We start from the raw sequence: 25030 nt of genomic DNA, 5'->3' as shown, positions 1-25030 counted from the left end.
GGTGCAGCGTGCCAGGCAATGGGGCGGTTTCTGAGGTGGCGCCATGTGCAAAGCCCGTATTGGTGGGCTTTGCTGGGGTGGCACCTGTTTTGCTAGCAATGTTTGTGCAAAAGCTAGCAATTAGGAGAGTGCCATGTCCACGCTATTGTCGTTTCCGCGTCGTCTGAAGCCGTGCCTGGCTGCGGCGTTCGCATTGAGTTGTTGGTTTTCCCTGTCTGCACAGGCGGCCGAGCCGATCAAGATCGGCCTGGTCGCCGCACTGTCCGGGCAGTCGGCCAAGTCGGGTGAGGCGCTGACCCGTGGCCTGACCATCGCCATCGACGAGGTCAACGCCCAGGGCGGTGTGCTCGGGCGTCCGCTGCAATTGGTGCGCCGCGATGACGAAAGCAACCCGTCCAAGGGGCTGTTGGCGGCACGTGAGCTGATCCAGCGGGAGAAGGTCGCGGTGCTCTTCGGTGGGCTGGATACACCGGTGTCGCTGGCCATCGTGCCGCTGGCCAATCAGATGAAGATGCCGTTCATGGGGATATGGGCCGCCGGCACGCCGATCACCCGCAACGGTGCCGCCGACAACTACGTGTTCCGCGTTTCGGCGGTAGACGAGCTGGTGGACGAGGCGCTGGTCAACTACGCGCAGAAGAACTTCGCCACCCAGAAGCCAGGGATGATCCTGATCAACAACCCCTGGGGCGAGTCCAACGAGCAGGGTTTCCGCAAGGCGCTGGAGGCGCGTGGCGTGCCGGTGGCCGGTGTGGAACGTATCGAGGGCAGCGATCTCGATGTGGTGCCGCAATTGAGCCGACTGAAGCAGGCCGGCGCCGACACCCTGCTGCTGGTGGCCAACGTCGCGCCGTCGGCACAGGTGGTCAAGTCGCTCGACCGCATGGGCTGGGACGTACCAGTGGTGTCGCACTGGGGACCGGCTGGCGGGCGTTTCGGCGAGCTGGCCGGGCCCAACGCCGGGCGCGTGCACTTCATCCAGACCTACACCTTCAGTCAGGAGGGCGACGCCAGGGGCGAGGCGGTCTTCGCCGCGCTGCAGAAACGCTACCCGGAGATCAAGAGTCTGGCCGACGTCACCCCGGCGGTGGGCATCGCCAATGCCTACGACGCCCTGCACCTGACAGCGCAGGCCATCGCCGCAGCCGGCAGCACCGAGGGGCCGGCGATCCGCGACGGTTACTACGGCATCCAGCGTTACCAAGGCCTGATCAAGACCTACGAGAAACCGTTCAGCACCGAGCAGCACGATGCCCTGGGCGTGGACGACTATGTGTTCACCCGCTTCGAGGGTGACGAAATCGTGCCGATCCCGCACTGAACCCAGCCAGCCCGGCCGTGTGAGCGGCCGATGGAGGACTTGCCATGCTTACCGCCGCAATCATCAGCGGGCTCGGCCTGGGCAGCATGTATGCGCTGCTCGCCCTGGGCTTTCACATCACTTACGTGGTGTCGCGTACCGTCAACTTCGCCCAGGGCAGCGCCATGATGATTGGCGCGGTGCTCGGTTACAGCCTCTGTGTCACCGCCGGCCTGCCCTGGTGGCTGGCGGCAGTATTGAGCCTGGCGCTGTGCGCGCTGTACGGCCTGATCATCGAACTGTTCCTGGTGCGGCCGTTCCACAGTCGTGGCTCCGAGGCCTGGCTGATGGCCACGGTGGCGGGCGGCATCCTGGTGGACAACCTGGTGCTGTTCAGCTTCGGCAAGGAGCCGCGTCAGTTCGACGTGGCCCTGCTGCATCAGCAGCTCGAGGTGCTGGGCAGCAATGTCCAGGCGCTGCAATTGCTGATCCCTCTGGCCGGTGCCGGCATCGCCCTGGCGTTGTACCTGGTGCGCCGCTACACGCGCCTGGGCAAGGTGCTCGAGGCTACCGTGCAGAATCCGCGTGCGGCGCAACTGATGGGAATTCGCGTCAATCGCGTGGTGGCCTGTGCCTTCGCCGTGTCCACGGTGTTCGCCGGGATCGCCGGGCTGTTGATCGCGCCGCTGTACAACGTGCATGCCGACATGGGCACGCTGTTCGGTCTCAAGGCCTTCGCCGTGGCCATCCTCGGCGGTATCGCCAGCGCCAACGGCGTGTTCCTCGCTGGCTTGCTGTTTGGCCTGGCCGAAGCGCTGATCACCCTGCATTTCGGCTCGGCCTTCACCCAGATATTTACCTTCGGCCTGGTCATCATCGCCCTGGCACTGCGGCCCAACGGCCTGTTCGGCAAACAGACACTGGTGAAAGTATGAACCTGAGCAACCGCTACCTGGCGCCAAGCGGCCTGGCCGCGCTGGCGCTGCTGGGCAGCTGCCTGGCCTTCGTGCTGGACAGTTATTCGCTGCTGGTCTTCACCTTCTGCGCGCTGGCGGCCGTGGTGGGTGTCGGCCTGAACATTCTCATGGGCCTGTCCGGGCAGATTTCCTTCGGTCATATCGCCTTCTACGCCATCGGCGCCTATATCTCGGCGCTGCTGCTGATGGCCGGCTTGCCGCTGGGCCTGGCATTGATCATCGCCGGCCTCGGCAGCGGCCTGGTCGGTGCCCTGCTGGCGCTACCGGCGCTGCGTGTAACCGGTCCCTACCTGGCGATGGTGACCATCGCCTTCGCTTTCATGGTTCATCACGGGCTGATCGAATGGCAGTCGCTGACTGGCGGTGCCAACGGCCTGATCGGCATTCCCATGCCCGAGTTTGGCGGGCTGGACGGCAATATCGGCCTGGCCCTGCTGGCCACCGCGCTGATGGTGGCGGCGCTGGCTTTCTACCAGCGTCTGCAGGGCAGCGGCTGGGGTCGGGCGATGCGCGCGGTCAAGTCGGCGGAAATCGCCGCCCGTTCGCTGGGCTTCAACCCGATGCAGACCAAGACGCTGGCCTTCGCCCTGTCCGCCTGCCTGACCGGAATGGCCGGCGGCCTGGTGGCGCCGCTGATGATGTTCATCAGCCCGGATTCATTCCCTTTCTCGCAGTCGATCCTGTTCGTCCTGGCGGTGATAGTCGGCGGCAGCGGTACGCTGTTCGGCCCGGTGCTCGGTGCGCTGTTGATCGTGCTGCTGCCGGAGATGCTCTCTGGCCTGGCCGAGTACCGTCTGCTGATGTTCTCCATGCTCCTGCTCGCGGTGCTCTGGCTGGCGCCGCGCGGAGTGCTCGGCGCCCTGCAGCAGCGCTGGTGGCAGGCGCCGCCGGCCTACGCGCCGAAGAGCGCCAACCGTCACCTGCTGGCGCGCTGGTTCGAGCGTAGCGGCGGCGAAGCGCAAGGGCTGCAGGTGCGCGATGTCGGCATCCGCTTCGGCGGCGTGCAGGCGGCCAGCGCGATCAGCTTCAGCGCCGAGCAGGGCAGCATCACCTCGGTGATCGGCCCCAATGGTGCCGGCAAGACCACCCTGCTCAACCTGATCAGCGGTTTCTATGCGCCGGATAGCGGGCAGATCGAACTGGAGCGGCAACTCGCCGGCTTGCCGGCCTGGAAGATCGCCCGCGCCGGCATCGCCCGCACCTACCAGACCACCCAGTTGTTCGGCGAGATGAGCGTGCTGGAGAACCTGCTGGCGGCCATGCAGCAGGGCCAGCTCGGCCTGCCGCTGGCGCGACCGCCGGCCGAGCAGGAAGAGCTGGCGCTGAACCTGCTGGCGCTGGTGGGCTATCGTGGCTCGGTGACCTGCGCCGCGGACGATCTGCCGCACGTCGACCGGCGTCTGGTGGAAATCGCCCGCGCCCTGGCCAGCCGGCCACGGGTATTGCTGCTCGACGAGCCGGCCGCCGGTCTCAGCCGGAGCGATACCGACCGCCTCGCCGGGCTGTTCAAGACCCTGGCCGGCTTCGGCATCGCGGTGATTCTGGTGGAGCACGACATGCCGCTGGTGATGGCGGTGTCGCAGCGCATCCTGGTGCTCGATGCCGGCCGTCCCATCGCCTGGGGCACCCCGGACGAGGTGCGACAGGACCCTCGGGTGGTCGCCGCCTACCTGGGCAGCACCGACTACCAGGCACAGCCGCGTGATGCCGCCTGGGACGGCAGCCGCGACGCCATTCTGTTCGTCAAGGATCTGCTGGTCGACTACGGCGCCGCGCCGGTGGTGCAAGGGGTGGATCTGCTGGTCAATCCTGGCGAGCTGGTGGCGATTCTCGGTGCCAATGGCGCCGGCAAGTCGAGCATCCTGCAGTGCCTGGCCGGGCTCAAACGGCCGTCTTCGGGCCTCGTGGTGCTGGACGACGTCAATATCGAGAAGGCCGAGGCCAGTGCCATCGCCGCGCGTGGCCTGGCCCTGGTACCGGAAGGCCGGCAACTGTTCCCCCAGCTCAGCGTGCGCGACAACCTGCTGCTGGGCGCCTACACCCGTACCGACAAGGTGGATGCCGAGGCCGAGATCGAAGCCATCCTGCGCCGCTTCCCGCGCTTGCGCGAACGCCTGGAAAGCCCGGCCGGCTTGCTTTCCGGTGGCGAGCAGCAGATGGTCGCGGTGGGCCGCGGGCTGATGGCCAAACCGCGCATCCTGTTGCTCGACGAGCCCTCGCTGGGCCTGGCGCCGGCGATGATCGCCGAACTCTACGATGCCCTGGCGAGCCTGCGTGACGAGGGTGTGACCCTGCTGCTGGTGGACCAGATGGCCAACCTCGCACTGCAGGTCGCCGACCGTGCCTACGTGCTGGAGACCGGGCGTATCGTCAAATCCGGCAGCGCTGCCGAGCTGCGCAACGACCCCGAGCTGGAAGCCGCTTACCTGGGGGAGAGCGCCGCATGAGTGCCCTGTATCTGCACAACCTGCGTTTGCCGGACGCGCCCACCCAACTCGCCGAACTACGGGTGGAACAGGGGCGCTTCGTCGCTGCGTTCAGCGCCAACGCCTGCCCGCGCGAGCTGGACCTGGGCGGCTGCCTGGTGCTGCCGGGGCTGATCGAAACCCATATCCATCTGGACAAGGCCTGCATCCTCGAACGCTGCAACCTGCGCGCCGGTACCCTGGCCGAGGCTATCGCCGAAACCTCGGCGGCCAAGGCCGCCTTCACCGAGGCGGATGTCTACCAGCGCGGCGCACGGGTGCTGGAGCTGGCCATCGCCCAGGGCACCATGCATATGCGCACTCACGTGGAGATCGACCCGCAGATCGGCCTGACCGGTTTCAACGCGGTGCGCCGGTTGCAGGCCGACTACGCCTGGGCGGTGGACCTGCAGATCTGCGTGTTCCCCCAGGAAGGGCTGCTCAACAATCCGGGCACCGAGGCGTTGCTGTGCCAGGCGTTGGCGCAGGGCGCCGAGGTGCTCGGCGGCTGCCCCTATACCGACAGCGATCCGCATGGGCAGATTCGCCGCTTGTTCGAGCTGGCCGTGGTGCATGATTGCGATCTGGACTTTCACCTGGACTTCGACCTCGACCCTGCGGGCATGACCCTGCCCGAGGTGCTGCGCTGTACCGAACAGCATGGCTGGGGCGGCCGGGTTACCGTCGGCCATGCCACCAAGCTGTCGATGCTGGCGGCCGAGCCGCTGCAGGCGATCACCGCGCAACTGGCTGCGGCCGGTGTGCAGGTGACCTGCCTGCCGAGCACCGACCTGTACCTCGGTGGTCGGCAGTGCAGCCATGCCAAACCGCGCGGCCTGGCGCCACTGGAGCGGTTGCACGCCGGCGGGGTGACCTGTTCGCTGTCGACCAACAACCTGGGCAATCCCTTCACCCCTTACGGCGACGCCTCGCTGATCCGCCAGGCCAACCTCTACGCCAACGTCGCCCAGCTCGGCACCACTGCCGAGTTGCAGACCTGCCTGGGCTGGATTTCCAGTGATTCGGCGCGCCTGTTGCGCCTGCGCGACTACGGCCTGGCACCCGGTTGCCAGGCGGATTTCATCGTCCTCGATGCGCCGCACCCGGCAGCGGTGATCGGCGAGCTGAGCCCACCCTTGATGGGCTTCAAGAACGCTCGGCAGACCTTCGCACGTGAGCGGCCACGCCTGCTGCGTCCGAATGACTAGAGCTCGGTGAGCGCCTCGCGCAAGTTGATCTCGGCGTTCTGCTCCTGATGCAGGGCCAACTGGCCTTCCAGTTCGTCGAGGTGTTCGATCATCAGCTCCACGGCCTGCTCGCGGTGGCCGGCGGCGAGGGCGTCGAGCACCTGCTGGTGCTCGTCCGAGGCGCAGGAGGGCACGTCGTTGCGCTGGTACAGGGCGACGATCAGCGAGCTGCGCACCATCAGGTTGTCGAGGATGTCACGCAGCACCGCGTTGCCGCAGATCTCGCCGAGCATGCAGTGGAACTCGCTGAGTTCACGGACGATGGCGCGGCGGTCGCTGCTGCTGGTGGCGGCGCGCTCCTTGGCCATCTGCGTGGCGATACGCTCGGCATGCTGCTGCATGATCGCCGGCGTGATCGCCTCGACGATGGCGCGCTCCACCGCGCGCCGAGCGGCGAACACGTCGCGTGCCTCCTGGGCGCTGGGCTGCGCGACCAGGGCGCCGCGGTTGGGTTCGATGGTGACGATCTTGTGCATCGCCAGGCGTTGCAGCGCCACTTGCACATGGTTGCGGTTGGCTTGCAGCGATTCGACGATCTGCGCCTCGATCAAACGCATGCCGGGCGGCAGGCGATGCTGGGCAATGGCCTTGGCCAGCGCATCGACGATGCGCTGCACCTCCTGCTGTTTGGCGGTCACGGTCTTCTCGGCCATCGAATCTACGCTCTTGCGGGCAATGGCCGCCATTATCGCCAGTGCCCCAGGCTCAGGTAAATCCATGGCGTCGCTCAAGCACGCTGTCCGAGGGCATCACCCTGGCCGCGCGGGTCGTGCATCGCCTGGCGCTTGCCATCGAGGCCGATGGCGATGATGCCGGCCTGGCCGGTGTAGGGGCTGAGGGCCGGGATGCTCTCGACCTGATGCCCCAGGCGCTGCAGCTCGGCCATTACCGCGTCGCCGACCGGTGCCTCCAGCTTGAGGTTGTCGGTGCTGTCGAAGAAGCTGCGGCCGAGCAGAAAGCGCGGCATGTGCAAGGCCTGGTCGATCGGTTGCTGGAAGTCGATCAACTGGCTGGCCAGCACCATCTGCGTCTGCGGTTGACCATCGCCGCCCTGGGTGCCGAAGAACCAGCGCCGGCCATCGTCGGCCAGGTAGCAGGACGGGTTGAGGGTATGCGCGGGGCGCTTGCCCGGCGCCCAGGCGTTGGCGTGCTGCGGGTTGGCATTGAAACCGGCGGCGCGGTTCTGCCAGAGCACGCCGGTGTCGCCCAGCACGCAGCCGGAGCCGAAGTCATGAAACAGGCTCTGGATCAGGCAGGCGCTGCGCCCTTCGGCATCGCAGGCGGCCATCCAGACGGTGTCGGCCGGACGACCGGGTTCGGCCCAGGGTTGGGCGCGCTGGTCGTCGATGGCGGCGGCGTAGCGCTCGGCCATGGCGTCGTCGAGGCTGGCGGCCCAGGGCCAGTCATTGTGGCGCGGGTCACAAAGCTCGGCGTTGCGGCGCAGAAGGCCCTGTTTGATCGCCTCCACCAGCCAGTGGTAGTAGCGCGCGCTGCCGTTGCCACAGTCGTCCAGCGTGCGGCTGCGCAGCGCCAACATGGCCTGCAGGGTATACAGGCCCTGGCAGGGCGGTGCGACGTTATACAGGGTGCCCTGGCGGTAGCGGATGCTGATCGGGGCGGCCAGCTCGGCGCGCGTGGCAGCCAGGTCCTCGCCGTTCAGGCCGCAGTCATGCGCCCGGAAGGCTTCGCTGAAGGCCTGCGCCAGCTCGCCGCGATAGAACTCGTCGAGCCCCTTGCGCGCCAGGTGGCGCAGGCTGTCGGCCAGGCGCGGTTGGCGCAGGCTGTCGCCGGGCGCCAGCCAGCGGCCATCGGCGGTCTTGCACAGCGGGTGGAGGTCCGGCAGCTGTTCGATCAGCTCGCGGCGATAGTCCTGCCAGAACAGTTGCGAGGCGGAGACCGGGTGGCCGTGCTCGGCATGATGGATGGCCTGCTCGAACAGATCCGCCCAGCCCAGGCGCGAACCCCATTGCTGACGACTGATGTCTGCGGCCAATTGCCAACTGGCGATGGCGCCGGCGGTGGTCGCCAGGGCACTGGGGCCGCGCAGGCCGATTCTGCCGCCTGCCGGCAAACGCTGTCCGGCCTGGCCGATCCCCACAATGGTGCGCACCTCGCGGTCATGGAGCAACCACAGGGCATCGCCGCCGATGCCGGTCATGTGTGGGTAGACGGCGGCCAGCGTGGCGCTGGCGGCAAGCATGGCGTCGATGGCGCTGCCGCCGGCATCGAGCATGGCCAGGCCGCTGCGGGTGGCGGCAGGGTGTGGGGTGCAGATCACGCCACGGGTGGATTCGGCCAACATAGGGACTCCTGGCTAGCGAATTCATGAATATTGCTAGCAATTCATGCAGGAGCCATGCCGCCTCGTTCACTGCATCGCTTGGGCTGCGGCGACGCTTTGCGGCATGATCGCAGCATGTCCCTTCGGTGCCCGCGATGAACATCGACACCCGTATCAAATTCCGCCACCTGCTGTGCTTTCTCGAAATCGCTCGCCAGCGCAGCTTCGCCAAGGCCGCCGATGCCCTGGCGGTCAGTCAGCCGGCGATTTCCAAGACGCTCAAGGAACTGGAGGAGATCCTCGAGGCCAGCCTGTTCGAGCGGGGCAGGAACGGGGTGAGTCTGACCGCTGCCGGCGTGGCCTTCATGCGTTACGCCGGGCCCTGCGTGCAGGCGCTGCGCGATGGGGTGAACAGTCTTCGCGAAGGTGAGCACGAGGCCGGCCAGGTGCGAGTCGGTGTGCTTTCTACCGTCGAGAGCCTGCTGATTCCCGAGGTGGTGCGACGCCTACATCAGCGTCACTCGGCGCTGGTGGTCAGCGTGGCCACCGGGCCGGGTGCCTACCTGCTCGGTCAGTTGCGCGTTGGCGAGCTGGACCTGGTGGTCGGACGCATGACCGACAGCCCGGACATCCAGGGCCTGACCTTCGAGCATCTGTACAGCGAGTCGATGAGCCTGGTGGTGCGCCCCGGTCACCCGCTGCTGGCCGCAGGCGCCGCCACACTGGGGCGGCTCGGCGATTACCCGCTGGTGTTGCCGACGGCGGGCACCACCATCCGCAAGCACGCCGACAGCCTGTTCGTGCAGTGCGGGGTGACGCCGTCGCGGCAGCGCCTGGAGACCCTGTCGCCGGCGTTGAGTCGGCGCTACGTGCTGTCCGGCGATGCGCTGTGGGTGGCGCCGCAGGACGCGGTGTGCCTGGACGTGCAGCGTGGCGAGCTGGTCGAGTTGCAAGTGGGCGTGCAGGAACCAGGTGGTTCGGTGGGCATCTGCCGCAACAGCGCGCTGGCCCTGCCGCTGGCCGCCGAGCAGTTCTGCGCGGCGCTGCGTGAGGTGGCCGAAGCCTACCGCGAAGGGTTGTTTTCATAACCATCTGGTTATGGGGTGGCGGCGTCTTTTCAATATTCCCCGCGTCTGCTTTGTCGGAAACTGTGCTTCAGCCTGATTCCAGGTCGACTCCACAATACTCACAACAGGAGCGCACCATGCCTGCCGAGGACAACCGCCGTTTCGTCATTCGTGACCGCAACTGGCACCCCAAAGCCCTGACGCCCGATTACAAGACCTCCGTCGCCCGTTCGCCGCGCCAGGCGCTGGTGAGCATCCCGCAGTCGATCTCCGAGACCACCGGCCCGGACTTCTCGCACCTGAAGTTCGCCGAGCACGACAATGACCTGCTGCTCAACTTCAACAACGGTGGCCTGCCCATCGGCGAGCGCATCCTCGTTTCCGGCCGGGTGATGGATCAGTACGGCAAGCCGATCCCGCATACCCTGGTGGAGATGTGGCAGGCCAACGCCGGCGGCCGCTATCGGCACAAGAACGACCGCTACCTGGCGCCGCTCGACCCCAACTTCGGCGGTGTCGGCCGGGCGCTGACCGACAGCGAAGGTCGCTATATCTTTCGCACCATCAAGCCCGGCCCCTATCCGTGGCGCAACAACCCCAACGACTGGCGCCCGGCGCATATCCACTTCTCGCTCAATGGCCCATCGATTTCCACTCGGCTGATCACCCAGCTGTATTTCGAGGGTGATCCGTTGATTGCGCTGTGCCCGATCGTCAAGTCCATCGCCAACCCGGACGCGGTACAGACGCTGATCGCCAAGCTGGACATGAGCACGGCCAACCCGATGGATTGCCTGGCCTACCGCTTCGACATCGTGCTGCGCGGCCAGCGCCAGACCCATTTCGAAAATCGTTAAGGAGGGATGACCATGCCTGTTGAACTGCTGCCGGAAACCCCTTCGCAAACCGCCGGCCCCTACGTCCATATCGGCCTGGCCCTGGCCGCCGCCGGCAACCCGACGCGCGAGCAGGAAATCTGGAACCAGATGGCTAGACCCGAGGCGCCGGGCGAGCACATCGTGCTGGTTGGCCATGTCTACGACGGCAACGGCCATCTGGTGCGCGACGCCTTCCTTGAACTGTGGCAGGCCGATCACCAGGGCCAGTACGACGAGGATTACGACCCGTCCAAGGCGTTCAACGGTTTCGCTCGTACCGCCACCACCTTCGACGCCGGCAGTGAGTGGACCGCTTACACGGTCAAGCCGGGCGTGGTGAACAATGCTGCCGGCGTGCCGATGGCGCCGCACGTGAACGTCGCGCTGTTCGCCCGCGGCATCAATATTCACCTCAACACCCGCCTGTACTTCGAAGACGAGGCCGAGGCCAACGCCAAGGATCCGGTGCTGAACCTGATCGAGCAGCCACAGCGCCGCGAGACGCTGATCGCCAAACGCTGCGAAGTGGACGGCAAGCCGGCGTACCGTTTCGACATCCGCATTCAGGGTGAGGGCGAGACGGTCTTCTTTGACTTCTGAGTTGTGCTCGCAGGCCTTGCGCTTCATCGAAGCGCAAGGCCTGCATCTGGACGATGCCCAGCAACGGACGCTCACCCGCCTGACCGATTGGTTGCAGGCGCGCACTCGGCCGTCTGGCTGGCGGCGCCGGCCTGCGGCTGGCGCTTACCTGTGGGGCGGTGTCGGGCGTGGCAAGAGCCTGTTGCTGGCGGCCTTGTTCGAGGCCGCGCCCGTGGCCAGCAAGCGCCGCATGCATGTCCATGCGCTGCTGCAGGACGTGCAGCGCCGTCTGCTGGTGCATGCCGGCCAGGCTGATCCGCTGCAGCGCGTGGCCGACGAACTGGCCCGCGAGGCACGGCTGCTCTATCTCGATGATGCCATGTCCATGACATCGGCGATGCAATCCTGCTCGGGCGCCTGTTGCAGACCCTGATCGAGCGCGACTGCATCCTCCTGTTCAGCTCCAACTACACCCCGGCGCAGTTGTGTCCCAACCCGCTGTATCACAGTCGTTTCAAACCGTTCGCCGAGCTGCTGCAGCGCCGCTGCCTGGTGCTGCAGATGGAGGCCGGCCCTGACTACCGTGCCCACAGCACGCGGCACTGGGGGCTTTACCTGCAAGGCCCTGCCAGATTGCTGGAGGCGCGGCTGGCGCATCTGCCGGCCACGTCTCAGTTGCTTGTGCAGCGCCGTACTCTGGCACTGCGCGGCATGGATGAACGAACGATCTGGCTGGACTTCGCCGCACTGTGCCGGCAGCCGCTGGCCAGCAGTGACTACCTGCAGCTATGCCAGCGTTTCGCGCACATCGCCATCGGTGAGTTGCCCGCACTGGGACGTTGCACGCTGGACGAGCAGCAGCGCCTGATCAACTTCATCGACATCGCTTACGACAGTGCGTGTGAACTCTGGCTGCAAGGCGAGCGCCCTCTCGATGTGCTGTGTGCAGGTGTCTCGCACGGCGACTTTTCCCGTACTCGCAGTCGCTTTGCGCAACTGCGCCAAGAACAAGCGGAGAGCCTGGCATGCTAGCGGTTCTGAGCATTACCGCACCGATCTTCATCCTCATCGGTCTGGGCTTTCTCTCGGCTCGCGTCGGGCTCGTCAATCGGGAACAGGTGCGCGGCATGGGCACCTTCGTCATCTACTTCGCGCTGCCTGCGCTGGTGTTCAAGGCGCTGGCCGAGCGCAGCCTGAGCGAGGTGCTCAACGGGCCTTATCTGGCAGCTTACGCGATGGCCTCGCTGAGCCTGTTCGGCATTGGCCTGCTGGTGGCGCGACGTTGGCGCGGTCTGAATCTTTCCAGCAGTGCGATCCTGGCCATGGGCATGGCCGTGCCCAATAGCGGCTTCGTCGGTTACCCCATTGCGGTCATGGTGATCGGCCCCACGGCGGCGCTGGCCATGGCGCTGGGCATGCTGGTGGAAAACCTGCTGATGGTCCCTCTGGCTCTGGCGCTTGCCGAAGCCGGCCAGCAGGGCGGGCGCGGCTGGACGGTGGTGCGTGAAACGGCGCTGCGCCTGCTGCGCAATCCGCTGATCATCGCCATCGTGCTGGGTCTGGTCATGTCGATGCTGGCGCTGCGTCTGCCGACGGTTCCGGCACGGGTCATCGACATGCTGGCCGCAGCCTCGGCCCCGGTGGCACTGTTCGTCATCGGCGCCACGCTCAACGGTATGAAAGTCGGCGGCATGGCGGCGGATCTGGCCCAGACCGCCATCGGCAAACTGATCCTGCATCCGCTGCTGATGTTCGCGGCTTTGGCGCTGGTGCCAGGCATCGACCCGACGCTGATGGTGGCTGGCCTGCTGTTCGCCAGCGCGCCCATGATGAGCGTGTTCCCGATTCTCGGCCAACGCTTCGGCCTGGAGGAGCGCTGCGCGGCCTCGCTGGTCGGTTGCACCGTGCTCGCCTTCTTCAGCGTCAGCATCCTGCTGGTGTTGCTGCGCTGGCAGGGCCTGTTGCCGGGCTGAGAGTGGGTGGTGCGCGTGGCGCACCTTGCGCGATGCTTATCGCAAGCGGATCAGGCAGCGGGTGATACGCAACCCGTAGGGGGCGCCATGCGCACCTTGCGTTCAGGCATGGCGCCTGTGGGAGGCGCTTCAGCGGCGAGTTTTTGGCCCTGTAGCCGGGCTACAGAAGTGCCGTGCACTGTTGTGCTCAGCATGTTTGCGATTATCGCACGGTGGTTCGATAATCGCCTGGCGCTGTCCATTTCGTTTCGGAGGCCCCATGAGCGAAACCCGTCCGCCGCTTACCAGTCTTGCTCCGCCGCCCTACGTGTCGCCGGCCAAGCGTATCGAGGAGTTCGCCGGCGATCCCAATTTCATGACCTCCCTGGCTCGCGGCCTGGCGGTGATCAATGCCTTCCAGGAGCGCAAGCGTCACCTGACCATCGCCCAGATCAGCCACCGCACCGAGATTCCTCGCGCCGCCGTGCGCCGCTGCCTCTACAGCCTGATGAAGCTGGGCTACGTCACCACCGACGGGCGCACTTATTCGCTGCTGCCCAAGGTGTTGACCCTGGGCCACGCCTACTTGTCGTCGACGCCTTTGGCGGTGTCCGCCCAGCCCTACCTCGACCGCCTCAGCGAGCAACTGCACGAGGCCTGCAACCTGGCCACCCTGGAAGGTGAGCAGGTGCTCTATATCGCCCGTTCGGCGATTCCGCAGCGGCTGATCTCGGTGGATCTCAGTGTCGGCAGCCGCCTGCCGGCCTACTGCACGTCCATGGGCCGCATCCTGCTGGCCGCGCTGGACGACGACCAACTGCAGGACTACCTGGCTCACGCCGAGCTGCAGCCCAAGACCAGCCGCACCCTGTACACTCCCGAGGCGCTATGGGAATGCCTGCAGCGCGTGCGTCACCAGGGCTGGTGCGTCGTCGATCAGGAACTGGAACAGGGCCTGCGTTCGCTGGCAGTGCCGGTGTATGACTCTGCCGGCCACGTGCTGGCGGCGATGAACGTCAGCACCCACGCCGGCCGCGTGCCGGTCAGCGAGCTGGAGAAGCGCTACCTGCCGCTGATGCTCAGCGCCAGCCGCGAGCTCAGTAGCCAGTTGTTCCGGCCGGCATAGACTGGCCTGAAATTGGTTCGATAATCGCCCGGTAAGGCGATTATCGGATTGTTCTCCTCCAGGCTGCAGCCTAAGGTTTAGCCACTTGCCATCGCCTCTCCGGTGGCACCTGCAACCCAAGCGAGAACAACACGATGGCCGACATCATCACCCTGGGCGAAGCCATTTCGCGCCACGTCAACGACGGCGACTGCGTCGCTCTCGAAGGCTTCACCCATTTGATCCCCACTGCCGCCTCCCACGAGCTGATCCGCCAGGGCAAGAAAGACCTGCATCTGGTACGCATGACCCCGGACCTGGTCTACGACCTGCTGATCGGTGCCGGTTGCGCGCGCAAGCTGACCTTCTCCTGGGGTGGCAACCCCGGCGTCGGCTCGCTGCACCGCCTGCGCGACGCGGTCGAGAAGAAGTGGCCGAACGCCCTGGAAATCGACGAGCACAGCCATGCCGACCTGGCCAACTCCTATGTCGCTGGCGCCTCCGGCCTGCCGTTCGCCCTGTTGCGTGCCTATGCCGGCTCCGACCTGCCGAAGGTCAACCCGAACATCAAGTTCATCGACTGCCCCTTCACCGGCGAGAAGCTGGCGGCCACCCCGGCGGTGCGCCCGGACGTCACCGTGATCCACGCGCAGAAGGCCGACCGCAAGGGCAACGTGCTGCTGTGGGGCATCCTCGGCGTGCAGAAGGAAGCGGCCCTGGCGGCCAAGCGCTGCATCGTCACGGTCGAGGAAATCGTCGACGACCTCAAGGCGCCGATGAACGCCTGCGTACTGCCGAGCTGGGCGTTGACCGCCGTCTGCCACGTGCCAGGCGGCGCGCATCCGTCCTACGCCCACGGCTACTACGAGCGCGACAACCGCTTCTACCAGGCCTGGGACCCGATTGCCCGCGACCGTGAAACCTTCTGCGCCTGGATCGATGAATACATCCGTGGCACCGCCGATTTCGCGGCATTCCAGAAAAAGATTGCGGAGGCCAAGTGATGAGCGCCTACACCACCAATGAAATGATGACCGTCGCCGCCGCCCGCCGCCTGAAGAACGGCGCGGTCTGCTTCGTCGGCATCGGCCTGCCGTCCAAGGCCGCCAACCTGGCGCGCCTGACCTCCTCGCCGGACGTCGTGCTGATCTACGAATCCGGCCCCATCGGTGCCAAGCCCAGCGTGCTGCCGCTGTCGATCGGCGACGGCGAGCTGGCCGAAACCGCCGACACCGTGGTGCCCACCGGCGAAATCTTCCGCTACTGGCTGCAGGGCGGGCGCATCGACGTCGGTTTTCTCGGCGCGGCCCAGGTCGACAAGTTCGGCAATATCAACACCACCGTGATCGGCGACTACCACAACCCGAAGGTGCGCCTGCCCGGTGCCGGCGGCGCGCCGGAGATCGCTGGTAGCGCCAAGGAAGTGCTGATCATCCTCAAGCAGTCGCATCGCACCTTCGTCGACAAGCTGGCCTTCATCACCTCGGTCGGTTTCGGCGAGGGCGGCGACCACCGTCAGCAGCTCGGCCTGCCCGGCAAGGGCCCGGTGGGCATCATCACCGACCTGTGCATCATGGAACCGGAAGCCGGCAGCAACGAGTTCATCGTCACCTCGCTGCACCCGGGCGTGACCCGCGAGCAGGTGATCGAGAACACCGGCTGGGCCATCCGCTTCGCCGACGACCTGGTCGTGACCGAGGCGCCGAACGACACCGAGTTGGAAGCGCTGCGTGCCCTGGAAGCGCGCACCGCCGCCGCCCACGGCCAGGCCGGGGGTGAGGAATGAGCCGCGACGTATTCATCTGTGACGCCATTCGCACGCCCATCGGTCGCTTCGGCGGCGGCCTGGCGCCGGTGCGTGCCGACGACCTGGCGGCGGTGCCGCTGAAGGCGCTGATCGAGCGCAATCCGCAGCTGGATCTGGCCGCCATCGACGAAGTCTTCATGGGCTGCGCCAACCAGGCCGGCGAGGATAACCGCAACGTCGCGCGTATGGCGCTGCTGCTGGCCGGCATCCCCGACAGTGTGCCGGGGGTGACCCTCAACCGCCTGTGTGCTTCCGGCCTGGATGCGGTGGGCAGTGCCTTCCGTGCCATCGCAGCCGGTGAAATGGAACTGGCCATCGCTGGCGGCGTGGAGTCCATGTCCCGTGCGCCCTACGTGATGGGCAAGGCCGACAGTGCCTTCGGGCGCAACCAGAAGATCGAGGACACCACCATCGGCTGGCGCTTCATCAACCCGCTGATGAAGGCGCAGTACGGCGTCGACGCCATGCCGCAGACCGCCGACAACGTCGCCGACGACTATCAGGTCAGCCGCGCCGACCAGGACCTGTTCGCCCTGCGCAGCCAGCAGCGCGCTGCGCGGGCCCAGGCCGAAGGCTTCTTCGCCGAGGAAATCGTCCCGGTAGTGATCAAGGGCAAGAAGGGCGAGACGGTGGTCGACAGCGACGAGCATCCGCGCGCCGACACCACGCTGGAAGCGCTGACCAAGCTCAAGCCGGTCAACGGCGAGGGCAAGACGGTCACCGCCGGCAATGCCTCGGGCGTCAACGACGGCGCTGTGGCGCTGATCCTGGCGTCCGCCGAGGCGGTGAAAAAACACGGCCTGACCCCGCGTGCCAGGGTACTCGGCATGGCCAGCGCCGGCGTGGCACCACGTGTGATGGGCATCGGCCCGGTACCGGCGGTGCGCAAGCTGCTGGAGCGGCTGAACCTGGGCATCGACCAGTTCGACGTGATCGAACTCAACGAAGCCTTCGCCGCCCAGGGCCTGGCCGTGATGCGCGAGCTGGGTTTGGCCGATGACAGCGCCAAGGTCAACCCCAACGGCGGCGCCATCGCCCTCGGCCACCCGCTGGGCGCCAGCGGCGCGCGCCTGGTACAGACCGCGCTGCATCAGCTGGAGAAATCCGGCGGCAAGCTGGGCCTGGCGACCATGTGCGTGGGCGTGGGCCAGGGGTTGGCGCTGGCCATCGAGCGGGTGTGAGTGTTGCTCGGTGCGCACGGCACACCCTACGGGGCATCCGGCGATTCGTAGGGTGCGCCGTGCGCACCACGGCCCGACATTGATGCCACACTAGGCAAAATGCCAATTTCTGCAGGAACCCGCCGCTCGTGAGCAACCAACTCTTCGATGCCTACTTCACCGCCACGGCCATGCGCGCGATCTTCTGCGACGCCGGCCGGGTGCAGGGCATGCTCGACTTCGAGGCCGCGCTGGCGCGAGCCGAGGCACGTGTGGGGCTGATCCCCGCTGAGGCCGTGGCGCCCATCGAGGCCGCCTGTAAAGCCGAACGCTACGATTACCCGGCGCTGGCCGAGGCCATCGCCACGGCCGGCAACTCCGCCATTCCACTGGTCAAGGCGCTGGGCAAGCGTATCGCCGCTGCCAGCCCGGAAGCCGAGCGCTACGTGCACCTCGGCGCGACCAGCCAGGACGCCATGGACAGCGGCCTGGTGCTGCAACTGCGCGCGGCCATTGACCTGATCGAAAGCGATCTCGGCAACCTGGGCGATGCCCTGGCGGCGCAGGCCGAGCGCCACGCCGACACGCCGCTGGCCGGGCGCACCTGGCTGCAGCAGGCCACCCCGGTGACCCTCGGGATGAAACTGGCCGGCGTGCTCGGCGCCATCACCCGCCATCGTCAGCGCCTCAACGAACTCAAGCCGCGCCTGCTGAGCCTGCAGTTCGGCGGCGCCTCCGGCAGCCTGGCGGCGCTCGGCGAGCAGGCCTGGCCGGTGGCCGAGGCGCTGGCCGGCGAGCTGCAGCTGAACCTGCCCGAGCAGCCCTGGCACACCCAGCGCGACCGCCTGGTGGAGTTCGCCAGCCTGCTCGGGCTGATCGCCGGCAGCCTGGGCAAGCTGGGCCGCGATCTGAGTCTGCTGATGCAGACCGAGGCCGGTGAAGTCTTCGAACCCTCGGCGCCGGGCAAGGGCGGCTCGTCCACCATGCCGCACAAGCGCAACCCGGTGGGCGCTGCGGTGCTGATCGGCGCCGCCACCCGCGCGCCGGGCCTGGTGGCGACGATGTTCGCCGCCATGCCGCAGGAGCACGAGCGCAGCCTGGGCCTGTGGCACGCCGAATGGGAAACCCTGCCGGAACTCTGCTGCCTGGTTTCCGGCGCGCTGCAGCAGGCGCTTTTGGCGGTGCCTGGGCTGGAGGTGGATGCCGCGCGCATGCGTGCCAACCTCGAACTGACCCAGGGCCTAGTGCTGGCCGAGGCGGTGAGCATCGCCCTGGCCCAGCGCATCGGTCGCGACGCCGCCCATCATCTGGTCGAGCAGTGCTGCCGCCAGGCGGTGCAGCAGGGCGTACACCTGCGTGCGGTGCTCGGCGCCAATGCCGAGGTCAGCGCCGAGCTGTCCGCTACCGAGCTGGAGCGTCTACTCGATCCTGCCCATTACCTGGGACAGGCCCGCCGCTGGGTGCAGCGGGCCATCGCCGAACACCAGCAATTTTCGCGTTAGGAGTTATCCATGCCTGCCGTACGTCTCGCCGATGGCGACCTCAACTACCAGCTCGAAGGGCCAACCGGCGCGCCGGTGCTGGTACTGTCCAACTCTCTGGGTACCGATCTGCACATGTGGGATATGCAGATGCCGGCGCTGACCCGCCACTTCCAGGTGCTGCGCTACGACACCCGTGGTCATGGTCAGTCGCTGGTGACTGACGGGCCCTACAGCATCGAGCAGCTGGGCCGCGACGTGCTGGCCCTGCTCGACGCGCTGGATATCGCCAAGGCGCATTTCTGCGGGTTGTCCATGGGCGGACTGATCGGCCAGTGGCTGGCGCTCAACGCGCCCGAGCGCATCGCGCGCCTGGTGCTGTGCAACACCGCCGCCAAGATCGGCACACCGGAAGTGTGGAACCCGCGTATCGACACCGTGCTGGCCGGCGGCGCGCAGGCCATGCGCGATCTGCGCGACGCCTCGATCTCGCGCTGGTTCACCGCCGATTTCGCCGCAACGCAGCCGCAGCAGGTCGAACCCATCGTCGGCATGCTGGCGCAGACTGCGCCCGAAGGTTACGCCGCCAACTGCGCAGCGGTGCGCGACGCCGATTTCCGCGAGCAACTGGGCGCGATCCGCGCGCCGACGCTGATCGTCTGCGGCAGTGGCGATCCGGTCACCACCACCGAGGACGGCCGTTTCATGCAGGCGCGCATCGCTGGCGCCGAACTGGTGGAGTTCCATGCCGCGCACCTGTCCAACGTCGAGGCTGGCGTGGCTTTTACCCAGGCGCTGCTGGATTTCCTCAACCAGTGAAACCATCGGTGCGCACGGCGCACCCTACGGTAGGGTGCGCCGTGCGCACCAATGCTTATCCGGAGTGATGCTATGGACGAAAAACAACGCTACGAAGCCGGCATGCAGGTGCGCCGCGCGGTGCTGGGCGACGCCCATGTCGACCGCAGCCTGGAGAAGCTCACGCCGTTCAACAGTGAGTTCCAGGAGATGATCACCCGTCACGCCTGGGGCGATATCTGGACTCGCCCCGGCCTGCCGCGCCACACCCGCAGCCTGATCACCATCGCCATGCTGATCGGCATGAACCGCGAGGGCGAACTGAAACTGCACCTGCGCGCCGCGAAGAACAACGGCGTGACCCGCGACGAGATCAAGGAAGTGCTCATGCAGAGCGCGATCTACTGCGGCATCCCGGCGGCCAATGCCACCTTCCACCTGGCCGAGGAAGTCTGGAACGAATTGGGCGTGGAATCGCTGGAAGACTGATTCGTACGAGCAATGGGGCGCTACCCGGACCACGCATCCGGGTGGCGCTTTTTCATGCCTGCCATCCATGGCCGGCCGATATCAGACCGTGGCCGCGTGGCGTCCGGCGATATAGCCAAAGGTCAATGCGGGGCCGAGATTGATGCCACCCGACGGGTAGTGCCCACCCATGGGGCTGGCCATGTCCGTACCTGCTGCATACAGCCCGTTTATCGGTTGGCCTGTGCCATCGAGCACCCGCGCATGCCCATCGGTGCGCAGCCCGGCGAAGGTGCCGAAGCAGCCCGGTTGTACTTTCACGGCATAGAACGGCCCATGCTCGATGGGCGCCACGCAGGGGTTCGGGCCGCTGTGCCGGGCATCGCCGCTGCGACGGTTGAACGCGGTGCTGCCACGGCCGAACAGCGGGTCTTCGCCACGGCGCGCATGCTGGTTGAATTCATCGACAGTGGCGATTAGCCCGATCGGGTCGATGCCACAGGCCTGCGCCAGTGCTTCCAGGCTCTGGCCGCGCTTGAGGTAGCCATTGCGGATATGTGGCCACAGCGGTATTGGCGCCGGGCGAGCGAAGCCGAGGCCGTAGCGGCGCTGGAAGCGGTGGTCACAGATCAGCCAGGAGCAGGCTTGCTGATCCTCGGGGACGGCCTTGAGCATGGCGTCGACGTAGTCGTAGTAACCGCCAGCCTCGTTGACGAAGCGCTTGCCGTTTTGCAGCACGCCGATGATGCCGGGCTTGCCGCGGTCGATGATGTGCGGGAAATGGCCGACGCTGCCATCGGCATGGGGCACCTTCGATACCGGCGCCCAGGCGACTGGCGAGCGCAGGTCGTCGGCCACCTGGCCGCCCGCTGATTCGCCCAGGCGCAGGCCGTCACCGGAGCAACTGGCAGGCGGCAGGGCGAGGTTGTCGTGGCCGCTGGCATCGCGCGGGAACATTGCTTTACGCCGCTCGGGATCGTTGGGAAAACCACCGGCAGCCAGCACCACCGCTTTGGCGCGGATAGTCATTTCCTCACTGGCGTGCAGCACCATGGCACCGCATAGGTTGCCGTCTTCGATGATCAGGCGCTGCGCGGGCGTGGACACCATCATTTGCACGCCCAGGTCCTGCGCCGAGCGCGCCAGGCGTGCGATCAGCGCTACGCCGTTGACCAGGTGCATGGCGCGTCCGTAGCGGGCCAGGTGATACAGGTGGGTGGTGAAGCGCCGGATCACGTGCAGCAGCGCCTTGGGTGAGCGGGTCATGTTGAGGAAGGCTGCGAGATCGGCGCCGGCCATGATCGGCATGCCCATGAAGGAGGTCTCGCGCAGGGTCTTGCGCAGGCGCGGCAGCAGGTCGAGTACTTCGCGACCATCGTAGGGCGCGGCGATGACCTGATGGCCACCGCTGGCGGCACCAGGCGTGTTGCCGTGCATATCGGGGATGCCGTTGCCGTCGACGAACTGCAGGGCAGTGTGCTGCTCGAAGAACGCCACCATCTCGGGGCAGTGCTGCAGAAAGGCGTCCACCAACTCGGCGCGGTAATGTTCGCCCAGCTCGTTACGCAGGTAGGTACGCGGTTGCTCGATGTCTTCGACGATGCCGGCGCGCCGGGCCAGCGGGTTGCGTGGCGCCCACAGCCAGCCGCCGGACCAGGCGGTGGCGCCGCCCAGCACGGCGTCCTTCTCCACCAGGATCACCCGTTTGCCCAGGTGCGCGGCGCTGACGGCGGCTGCCAGGCCGGCCGCGCCGGAGCCGATCACCAGCAGGTCGCAGTCGAGTGGGGCGTTGGCCATGGCAGATCTCCGCATTTGTTATTTATTGGAACGTGGTTCCGGATTTTATGTGGCGACTGCCGAGGCGCCAAGCACTGTCGGATGATTCGCCCGGGAAGTCGTGCGGTTAGCGGTCAGTCATTGTCGGTGTGGCCGGAGGCAATCCGGGAAAGGGCAGCGATTGCGTCTTGCTCGTGAGCAGCAGCGGTGGACAAGCTTCGCGTTGTCCACCCTGCGGCCTTGATGATCAAGGCCTGGTTCTCGGCCTCAGGTACGAAAGCGGCCGATGCGCAGCTGCAATTCACCTCCCAGTCTGGCCAGTTCGGCGCTCGATAGCGCGGTCTGCTCGGTGGCGCTGGCGCTCTGCTCGCCGATGCCGCGTACGTTGTCCAGGCTGCGGTTGATCTCCAGGGCCACCGCACTCTGCTGTTCGGCCGCGCTGGCGATCTGCTGGTTCATCTGCTCGATCAGTGCGACCGCCTGATTGATGCGCGTCAGGCTCTGGCCGGCCAGCTTGACGCTGCTCATCGCGTCCTGGCTCAGCGTCTGGCTGGCCTGAGTCTGGGTAACGGCCGTTTGTACGCGGCTCTGCAGGCTGGTGATCAGCGCCTCGATCTCGCTGGTGGAGTCCTGAGTACGGCGCGCCAGGGCACGCACTTCATCGGCGACAACAGCGAAACCGCGACCTTGTTCACCGGCGCGTGCGGCCTCGATGGCGGCGTTGAGCGCCAGCAGATTGGTCTGCTCGGCGACTGCCTTGATTACATCCAGCACACTGCCGATACGTTGGCTCTCGCCTTGTACCTGGCCAACCGTCTGTCCGGTATGCGCCACTTCGCTGGCCAGGCGTTCGATCTGCTCGACTACCCGATGCACCTGGCGGTCGCCATCACGGGCCTGCAATTCTGCCTGTTGCGCGGCCTGCGATGCCTGCTCGGCATCACCGGCCACCTGCTGCACGCTGGTGACCATCTGTTGCATGGCGCAGGCCGTCTGGCTGGACTCTTCGCTCTGCTCGCGCACACCCGCGCGGGTCTGTTCGCTGACTGCCGAGAGTTGCTCTGCCGCCGCGGCAATCTGTGTCGCGCTGCCACCGATCTGCTCGATCAATTCGCGCAGGTGGTCGCGCATGGTTTGCAGTGCGCCCAGAAGCTGGCCGACCTCATCACGCCGCACGGCAATGCGACTGCCACTGAGATTGCCGGCCGCGACCTGCTGGGCCAGCAGCAGGCAGTGCTGCAGCGGCCCGACGATCAGGCGGCGGATAAGCCAACTGGCGAGCAGAGCCAGTAGCAGCGCTGCAGTGGTGAGCAGGGCAAGGGTTTGCAGGGAGGTGCGGTTGCCTGCTTGCATGGCGCGTTGCTGGTGCTGCTGCAGGTCGTTGCCATGCTGCAGCATGCCTTGCGCCAGGTCGGCCAATTGGCTGCGACTGCGCTGCTCGGCCTCGCGACTATGGCGATAGTGCTCGAAGGATTCGCGATAGCTGTCGAGTGCGCGCAGGGCCTCGTCCAGGGATGCCTGCTGCAGGGCCGCGAGTTGCGCGCGCAGTTGCTGAGCTGCCTCGGTCATGCTGGCGAAGCGCGTTTGCCAGAGATCGGCATCGACCTTGTCAGCGCTGCGGATGAACTGGCTTTCCGCCAGGCGCAGCTGCAACAGGGTGTGGCTCAGGCGCGCCGCCGCTTCGGCCTGGTCGACGCTGCTCTGCGTGCCCGTTTCGCCATCGTACAATCGATCGCGAATCAGGTTGAACTGGTCCTGGGTGATCATCTCGAACTGGATCAGCGCTTCATCGGCGCGAATCGCCATGCCGGTCTGCGCGGTGCTTGCCTGAGACTGCGCCGCGCGCAGTTGAGCAAATTGCTGCAGGTAGGCGTCGTTGCCGTGCAGCAACAGCTGGAGTTGCTCGGCGTCGGTGGGCAAGTCAGCCAGCTGTGCGGCGATGCGCGCATGGTGCTCGGTTATGCCTGCTTCATGACCAGCCAGCGGCGCCAGCAGATAATCCTTCTCCTGCAAGCGCAGTTGCAGGATCCGTTGCTTGAGGTCCGCCACCTGGAGCGACTGGGCGGCATGCCCGAGAATCTCGCTGGCTGTGCGCCAGCCACCCAGGGCGACTGCCAGGGCCAGCAGCATGACCAGTGAGAAGCCCAGCAGGAGTTTGTGCCCGACCTTGAGGTCGGCGCTACGTTCGATAATCCAGCGCATGGGGGTACTTCCTCGAACAGTTGCACATCAAAAAAAAGCCCGTCACGAGGACGGGCTGAACGTGCCGTAACACTAGGAGTCACTTGTGCAGCGATGGCGCGTGATGCTTACAGAATCGACAGCGGGTAGTTGATGATCAGACGGTTCTCGTGCAGATCCTGGCCCACGTCTCGGCGCACATCGGAGTTACGCCAGCGGATGCTCAGGTGCTTCATCGTGCCTTCCTGAATGGTGTAGGCCAGCTCGGATTCACGACCCCACTCTTCGGCATCGGTACGGCCGCCGGTGTGGATGTTGGAGCCGCTGACGTAGCGGTTCATCAGGGTCAGGCCCGGGATGCCGAGGCCGGCGAAGTTGTAGTCGTGGCGAACCTGCCAGGAGCGCTCCTCAGGGTTGTCGTAGCTGTTGGTGAAGCCGTCGTTGACCAGGGTGCCGCCACTGGCACCGTCGATGCGCATGAACTTGGTGTCACCGCTCAGTCGCTGGTAGGCCAGCATGAAGGTGTTGTTGCCGGTCTTGGCCGTGAACGCGCCTTGATAGACCTTGTTGTCCAGGTCGCCGGCCTTGGCCGCGCCTTCTTCCTTGCCGGTGACATAGCCGAGGTTGGCACCCAGTACCCAGTCACCGACCGGTTGGCTGTGGGTCAACTGCACGTAGCTTTGCTGGTAGACGTCTTCCAGGCGGGCATGCCAGACGCCGACCATGGTGTTGTTGCCATTGAAACGGTACTCACCACCGCCGAAGTTGAAGTCGTCGCCCTTCACGCCACCGAACGACATGTCTTCACGGCTGGCATCGTTGCGCTGGCTGTTCTTCCAGAACTGACCGCCGTACAGGGTCAGGCCATCGATCTCGTTGGAAGTCAGCTGGGCGCCCTGGAACGTTTGCGGCAGCGAACGACCGTCGTCGGCGCGCAGGATCGGCAGCACGGCGAACCATTCGCCGACCTTCAGTTCGGTCTTGGAGAGCTTGGCCTTGGCGGCCACGGCGGTGCGGCCGAACTGGTCGGCGGCCTGGCCATCATCGTGGATCGGCATCAGTTGGGTGTTGGCAGCGCCACGGTTGCCATCCAGCTTGATGCTGTACAGGCCGAGCACATCGAGACCGAAGCCGACGGTGCCCTGGGTGTAGCCGGAGCGGGCATCGAGGATGAAGCTCTGGGTCCAGCCTTCGGCCTGGCCCTGGCGCTCACCGCGGATCAGCGGATCGGTGCCGTTCAGGTAGTTGCGGTTGAAGTAGTAGTTGCGCAGGCCGAGGGTGACCTTGGCGTCTTCGACGAAGCCGGCGGCCTGAACGCCGACCGAGAGGCTGGAGGCCATGACTGCAACGGCGATTGCACTGGGAGCGAGGTACAGGGTTTTTTTCATTGTTATCGTTTCCTTTTTCAAGGTTGAAAGCTCCCCTCCGCAGCGGCGGATACGCTTCTACATCGGGGAGAGTGGTGGCAGTTATTCGGGGTTCAGCGGCGTTCGTCTGAATGCATCGCG

General features: G+C 66.2%; 22 protein-coding genes and 1 pseudogene. 17 read left to right on the top strand and 6 right to left on the bottom strand.

All coding sequences use genetic code 11. From position 1 onward, the window contains the following. Positions 1 to 133: 133 nt before the first annotated feature. Genes ACN0X6_RS15275 through ACN0X6_RS15260 form a run of 4 tightly spaced genes read left to right on the top strand, consistent with a single transcriptional unit; the run spans position 134 to position 5950 of the window. A complete protein-coding gene (locus ACN0X6_RS15275) occupies positions 134 to 1321 on the top strand; it encodes an ABC transporter substrate-binding protein (protein ID WP_417705158.1) in 1188 nt (395 codons plus the stop codon). 44 nt (positions 1322 to 1365) lie between these two features. Then, the gene (locus ACN0X6_RS15270) at positions 1366 to 2235 is read left to right on the top strand and encodes a branched-chain amino acid ABC transporter permease (protein WP_417705156.1); all 870 of its coding nucleotides are present in this window, start codon (positions 1366 to 1368) and stop codon (positions 2233 to 2235) included. After that, on the top strand, positions 2232 to 4724 hold the full coding sequence (locus tag ACN0X6_RS15265) for an ATP-binding cassette domain-containing protein (RefSeq protein ID WP_417705154.1): 2493 nt from the start codon (positions 2232 to 2234) through the stop codon (positions 4722 to 4724). The genes ACN0X6_RS15270 and ACN0X6_RS15265 overlap by 4 nt, the downstream gene beginning before the upstream one ends. Further along, positions 4721 to 5950, top strand: coding sequence for an amidohydrolase family protein (locus tag ACN0X6_RS15260; RefSeq protein WP_417705153.1), 1230 nt, complete (start codon positions 4721 to 4723; stop codon positions 5948 to 5950). Before ACN0X6_RS15265 ends, ACN0X6_RS15260 begins: the two co-directional genes overlap by 4 nt. Here the strand turns inward: ACN0X6_RS15260 and ACN0X6_RS15255 are convergent. Continuing rightward, positions 5947 to 6642 (bottom strand): GntR family transcriptional regulator, encoded by a 696-nt coding sequence (locus ACN0X6_RS15255; protein ID WP_417705237.1) that lies wholly within the window; start codon positions 6640 to 6642, stop codon positions 5947 to 5949. The two genes, ACN0X6_RS15260 and ACN0X6_RS15255, sit on opposite strands and share 4 nt — an antisense overlap. Before the next feature lie 74 nt (positions 6643 to 6716). Continuing rightward, the gene (locus ACN0X6_RS15250; protein WP_417705151.1) at positions 6717 to 8291 is read right to left on the bottom strand and encodes a gamma-glutamyltransferase family protein; all 1575 of its coding nucleotides are present in this window, start codon (positions 8289 to 8291) and stop codon (positions 6717 to 6719) included. 134 nt (positions 8292 to 8425) lie between these two features. On the opposite strand from ACN0X6_RS15250, the gene pcaQ reads away from it, so the two are divergent. The 13 genes from pcaQ to pcaC all read left to right on the top strand — a co-directional run bounded on the left by pcaQ (position 8426) and on the right by pcaC (position 19586). Further along, positions 8426 to 9358, top strand: coding sequence for a pca operon transcription factor PcaQ (gene pcaQ / locus ACN0X6_RS15245; RefSeq protein WP_417705149.1), 933 nt, complete (start codon positions 8426 to 8428; stop codon positions 9356 to 9358). A gap of 116 nt (positions 9359 to 9474) precedes the next feature. Beyond that, positions 9475 to 10194 carry a protocatechuate 3,4-dioxygenase subunit beta gene (pcaH, locus tag ACN0X6_RS15240; RefSeq protein WP_417705147.1) on the top strand — a complete coding sequence of 240 codons (720 nt, stop codon included), beginning with the start codon at positions 9475 to 9477 and terminating at the stop codon, positions 10192 to 10194. Positions 10195 to 10206: 12 nt separating this feature from the next. Continuing rightward, entirely contained in the window at positions 10207 to 10815 is a 609-nt protein-coding gene (gene pcaG, locus ACN0X6_RS15235; RefSeq protein ID WP_417705145.1) for a protocatechuate 3,4-dioxygenase subunit alpha, read from the top strand. Further along, positions 10805 to 11227: an AFG1/ZapE family ATPase gene (gene zapE, locus ACN0X6_RS15230; protein WP_417705143.1), complete on the top strand. Its 423-nt coding sequence runs from the start codon at positions 10805 to 10807 to the stop codon at positions 11225 to 11227. Before pcaG ends, zapE (ACN0X6_RS15230) begins: the two co-directional genes overlap by 11 nt. Then, positions 11215 to 11826 (top strand): cell division protein ZapE, encoded by a 612-nt coding sequence (zapE, locus tag ACN0X6_RS15225; protein ID WP_417705142.1) that lies wholly within the window; start codon positions 11215 to 11217, stop codon positions 11824 to 11826. The genes zapE (ACN0X6_RS15230) and zapE (ACN0X6_RS15225) overlap by 13 nt, the downstream gene beginning before the upstream one ends. After that, complete coding sequence (locus ACN0X6_RS15220; RefSeq protein ID WP_417705140.1) at positions 11820 to 12767, top strand: AEC family transporter; 948 nt, start codon at positions 11820 to 11822, stop codon at positions 12765 to 12767. Before zapE (ACN0X6_RS15225) ends, ACN0X6_RS15220 begins: the two co-directional genes overlap by 7 nt. A gap of 259 nt (positions 12768 to 13026) precedes the next feature. Next, complete coding sequence (locus ACN0X6_RS15215; protein WP_417705138.1) at positions 13027 to 13872, top strand: IclR family transcriptional regulator; 846 nt, start codon at positions 13027 to 13029, stop codon at positions 13870 to 13872. A 134-nt stretch (positions 13873 to 14006) separates the two neighbouring features. Further along, a complete protein-coding gene (locus ACN0X6_RS15210) occupies positions 14007 to 14855 on the top strand; it encodes a CoA transferase subunit A (RefSeq protein ID WP_196473631.1) in 849 nt (282 codons plus the stop codon). Further along, a complete protein-coding gene (locus tag ACN0X6_RS15205) occupies positions 14855 to 15637 on the top strand; it encodes a CoA-transferase subunit beta (RefSeq protein WP_417705137.1) in 783 nt (260 codons plus the stop codon). The genes ACN0X6_RS15210 and ACN0X6_RS15205 overlap by 1 nt, the downstream gene beginning before the upstream one ends. Further along, on the top strand, positions 15634 to 16839 hold the full coding sequence (gene pcaF / locus ACN0X6_RS15200; RefSeq protein ID WP_417705136.1) for a 3-oxoadipyl-CoA thiolase: 1206 nt from the start codon (positions 15634 to 15636) through the stop codon (positions 16837 to 16839). Before ACN0X6_RS15205 ends, pcaF begins: the two co-directional genes overlap by 4 nt. Positions 16840 to 16967: 128 nt before the next feature. Continuing rightward, positions 16968 to 18320: a 3-carboxy-cis,cis-muconate cycloisomerase gene (locus ACN0X6_RS15195; protein ID WP_417705134.1), complete on the top strand. Its 1353-nt coding sequence runs from the start codon at positions 16968 to 16970 to the stop codon at positions 18318 to 18320. 9 nt (positions 18321 to 18329) lie between these two features. Continuing rightward, positions 18330 to 19118, top strand: coding sequence for a 3-oxoadipate enol-lactonase (gene pcaD / locus ACN0X6_RS15190; RefSeq protein ID WP_417705133.1), 789 nt, complete (start codon positions 18330 to 18332; stop codon positions 19116 to 19118). A 72-nt stretch (positions 19119 to 19190) separates the two neighbouring features. After that, entirely contained in the window at positions 19191 to 19586 is a 396-nt protein-coding gene (gene pcaC / locus ACN0X6_RS15185; RefSeq protein ID WP_417705131.1) for a 4-carboxymuconolactone decarboxylase, read from the top strand. 81 nt (positions 19587 to 19667) lie between these two features. Here the strand turns inward: pcaC and ACN0X6_RS15180 are convergent, their stop codons facing one another. The 4 genes and pseudogenes from ACN0X6_RS15180 to ACN0X6_RS15165 form a co-directional block, all read right to left on the bottom strand. Further along, complete coding sequence (locus ACN0X6_RS15180) at positions 19668 to 21362, bottom strand: FAD-dependent oxidoreductase (protein WP_417705130.1); 1695 nt, start codon at positions 21360 to 21362, stop codon at positions 19668 to 19670. Positions 21363 to 21608: 246 nt separating this feature from the next. Further along, on the bottom strand, positions 21609 to 22472 hold the full coding sequence (locus tag ACN0X6_RS15175) for a methyl-accepting chemotaxis protein (RefSeq protein WP_417705235.1): 864 nt from the start codon (positions 22470 to 22472) through the stop codon (positions 21609 to 21611). Further along, positions 22464 to 23471: pseudogene (locus ACN0X6_RS15170) on the bottom strand (methyl-accepting chemotaxis protein); the annotation flags it as partial. The gene ACN0X6_RS15175 and the pseudogene ACN0X6_RS15170, both read right to left, overlap by 9 nt. Positions 23472 to 23650: 179 nt before the next feature. Next, positions 23651 to 24910 (bottom strand): OprD family porin, encoded by a 1260-nt coding sequence (locus ACN0X6_RS15165; protein WP_417705128.1) that lies wholly within the window; start codon positions 24908 to 24910, stop codon positions 23651 to 23653. Positions 24911 to 25030: the final 120 nt, after the last annotated feature.

Origin of the sequence: Pseudomonas sp. (genome assembly GCF_048269965.1) — a bacterium.
Classification (GTDB): domain Bacteria; phylum Pseudomonadota; class Gammaproteobacteria; order Pseudomonadales; family Pseudomonadaceae; genus Aquipseudomonas.
The sequence above is the reverse complement of the archived record's forward strand: the minus strand, read 5'-3'. Positions and strand labels throughout refer to the sequence as shown.

Bases quoted from the DNA above. Each gene is read 5' to 3' on its own strand.
- pcaG (WP_417705145.1), top strand. From the start codon at position 10,207: ATGCCTGTTGAACTGCTGCCGGAAACCCCTTCGCAAACCGCCGGCCCC.
- pcaH (WP_417705147.1), top strand. From the start codon at position 9,475: ATGCCTGCCGAGGACAACCGCCGTTTCGTCATTCGTGACCGCAACTGG.
- ACN0X6_RS15215 (WP_417705138.1), top strand. From the start codon at position 13,027: ATGAGCGAAACCCGTCCGCCGCTTACCAGTCTTGCTCCGCCGCCCTAC.
- ACN0X6_RS15165 (WP_417705128.1), bottom strand. From the start codon at position 24,910: ATGAAAAAAACCCTGTACCTCGCTCCCAGTGCAATCGCCGTTGCAGTC.
- ACN0X6_RS15270 (WP_417705156.1), top strand. From the start codon at position 1,366: ATGCTTACCGCCGCAATCATCAGCGGGCTCGGCCTGGGCAGCATGTAT.
- pcaQ (WP_417705149.1), top strand. From the start codon at position 8,426: ATGAACATCGACACCCGTATCAAATTCCGCCACCTGCTGTGCTTTCTC.
- ACN0X6_RS15275 (WP_417705158.1), top strand. From the start codon at position 134: ATGTCCACGCTATTGTCGTTTCCGCGTCGTCTGAAGCCGTGCCTGGCT.
- ACN0X6_RS15175 (WP_417705235.1), bottom strand. From the start codon at position 22,472: ATGCGCGACCACCTGCGCGAATTGATCGAGCAGATCGGTGGCAGCGCG.
- ACN0X6_RS15255 (WP_417705237.1), bottom strand. From the start codon at position 6,642: ATGGCCGAGAAGACCGTGACCGCCAAACAGCAGGAGGTGCAGCGCATC.
- ACN0X6_RS15205 (WP_417705137.1), top strand. From the start codon at position 14,855: ATGAGCGCCTACACCACCAATGAAATGATGACCGTCGCCGCCGCCCGC.
- pcaC (WP_417705131.1), top strand. From the start codon at position 19,191: ATGGACGAAAAACAACGCTACGAAGCCGGCATGCAGGTGCGCCGCGCG.
- ACN0X6_RS15210 (WP_196473631.1), top strand. From the start codon at position 14,007: ATGGCCGACATCATCACCCTGGGCGAAGCCATTTCGCGCCACGTCAAC.
- ACN0X6_RS15265 (WP_417705154.1), top strand. From the start codon at position 2,232: ATGAACCTGAGCAACCGCTACCTGGCGCCAAGCGGCCTGGCCGCGCTG.
- ACN0X6_RS15260 (WP_417705153.1), top strand. From the start codon at position 4,721: ATGAGTGCCCTGTATCTGCACAACCTGCGTTTGCCGGACGCGCCCACC.
- ACN0X6_RS15250 (WP_417705151.1), bottom strand. From the start codon at position 8,291: ATGTTGGCCGAATCCACCCGTGGCGTGATCTGCACCCCACACCCTGCC.
- pcaF (WP_417705136.1), top strand. From the start codon at position 15,634: ATGAGCCGCGACGTATTCATCTGTGACGCCATTCGCACGCCCATCGGT.
- ACN0X6_RS15180 (WP_417705130.1), bottom strand. From the start codon at position 21,362: ATGGCCAACGCCCCACTCGACTGCGACCTGCTGGTGATCGGCTCCGGC.
- pcaD (WP_417705133.1), top strand. From the start codon at position 18,330: ATGCCTGCCGTACGTCTCGCCGATGGCGACCTCAACTACCAGCTCGAA.
- ACN0X6_RS15220 (WP_417705140.1), top strand. From the start codon at position 11,820: ATGCTAGCGGTTCTGAGCATTACCGCACCGATCTTCATCCTCATCGGT.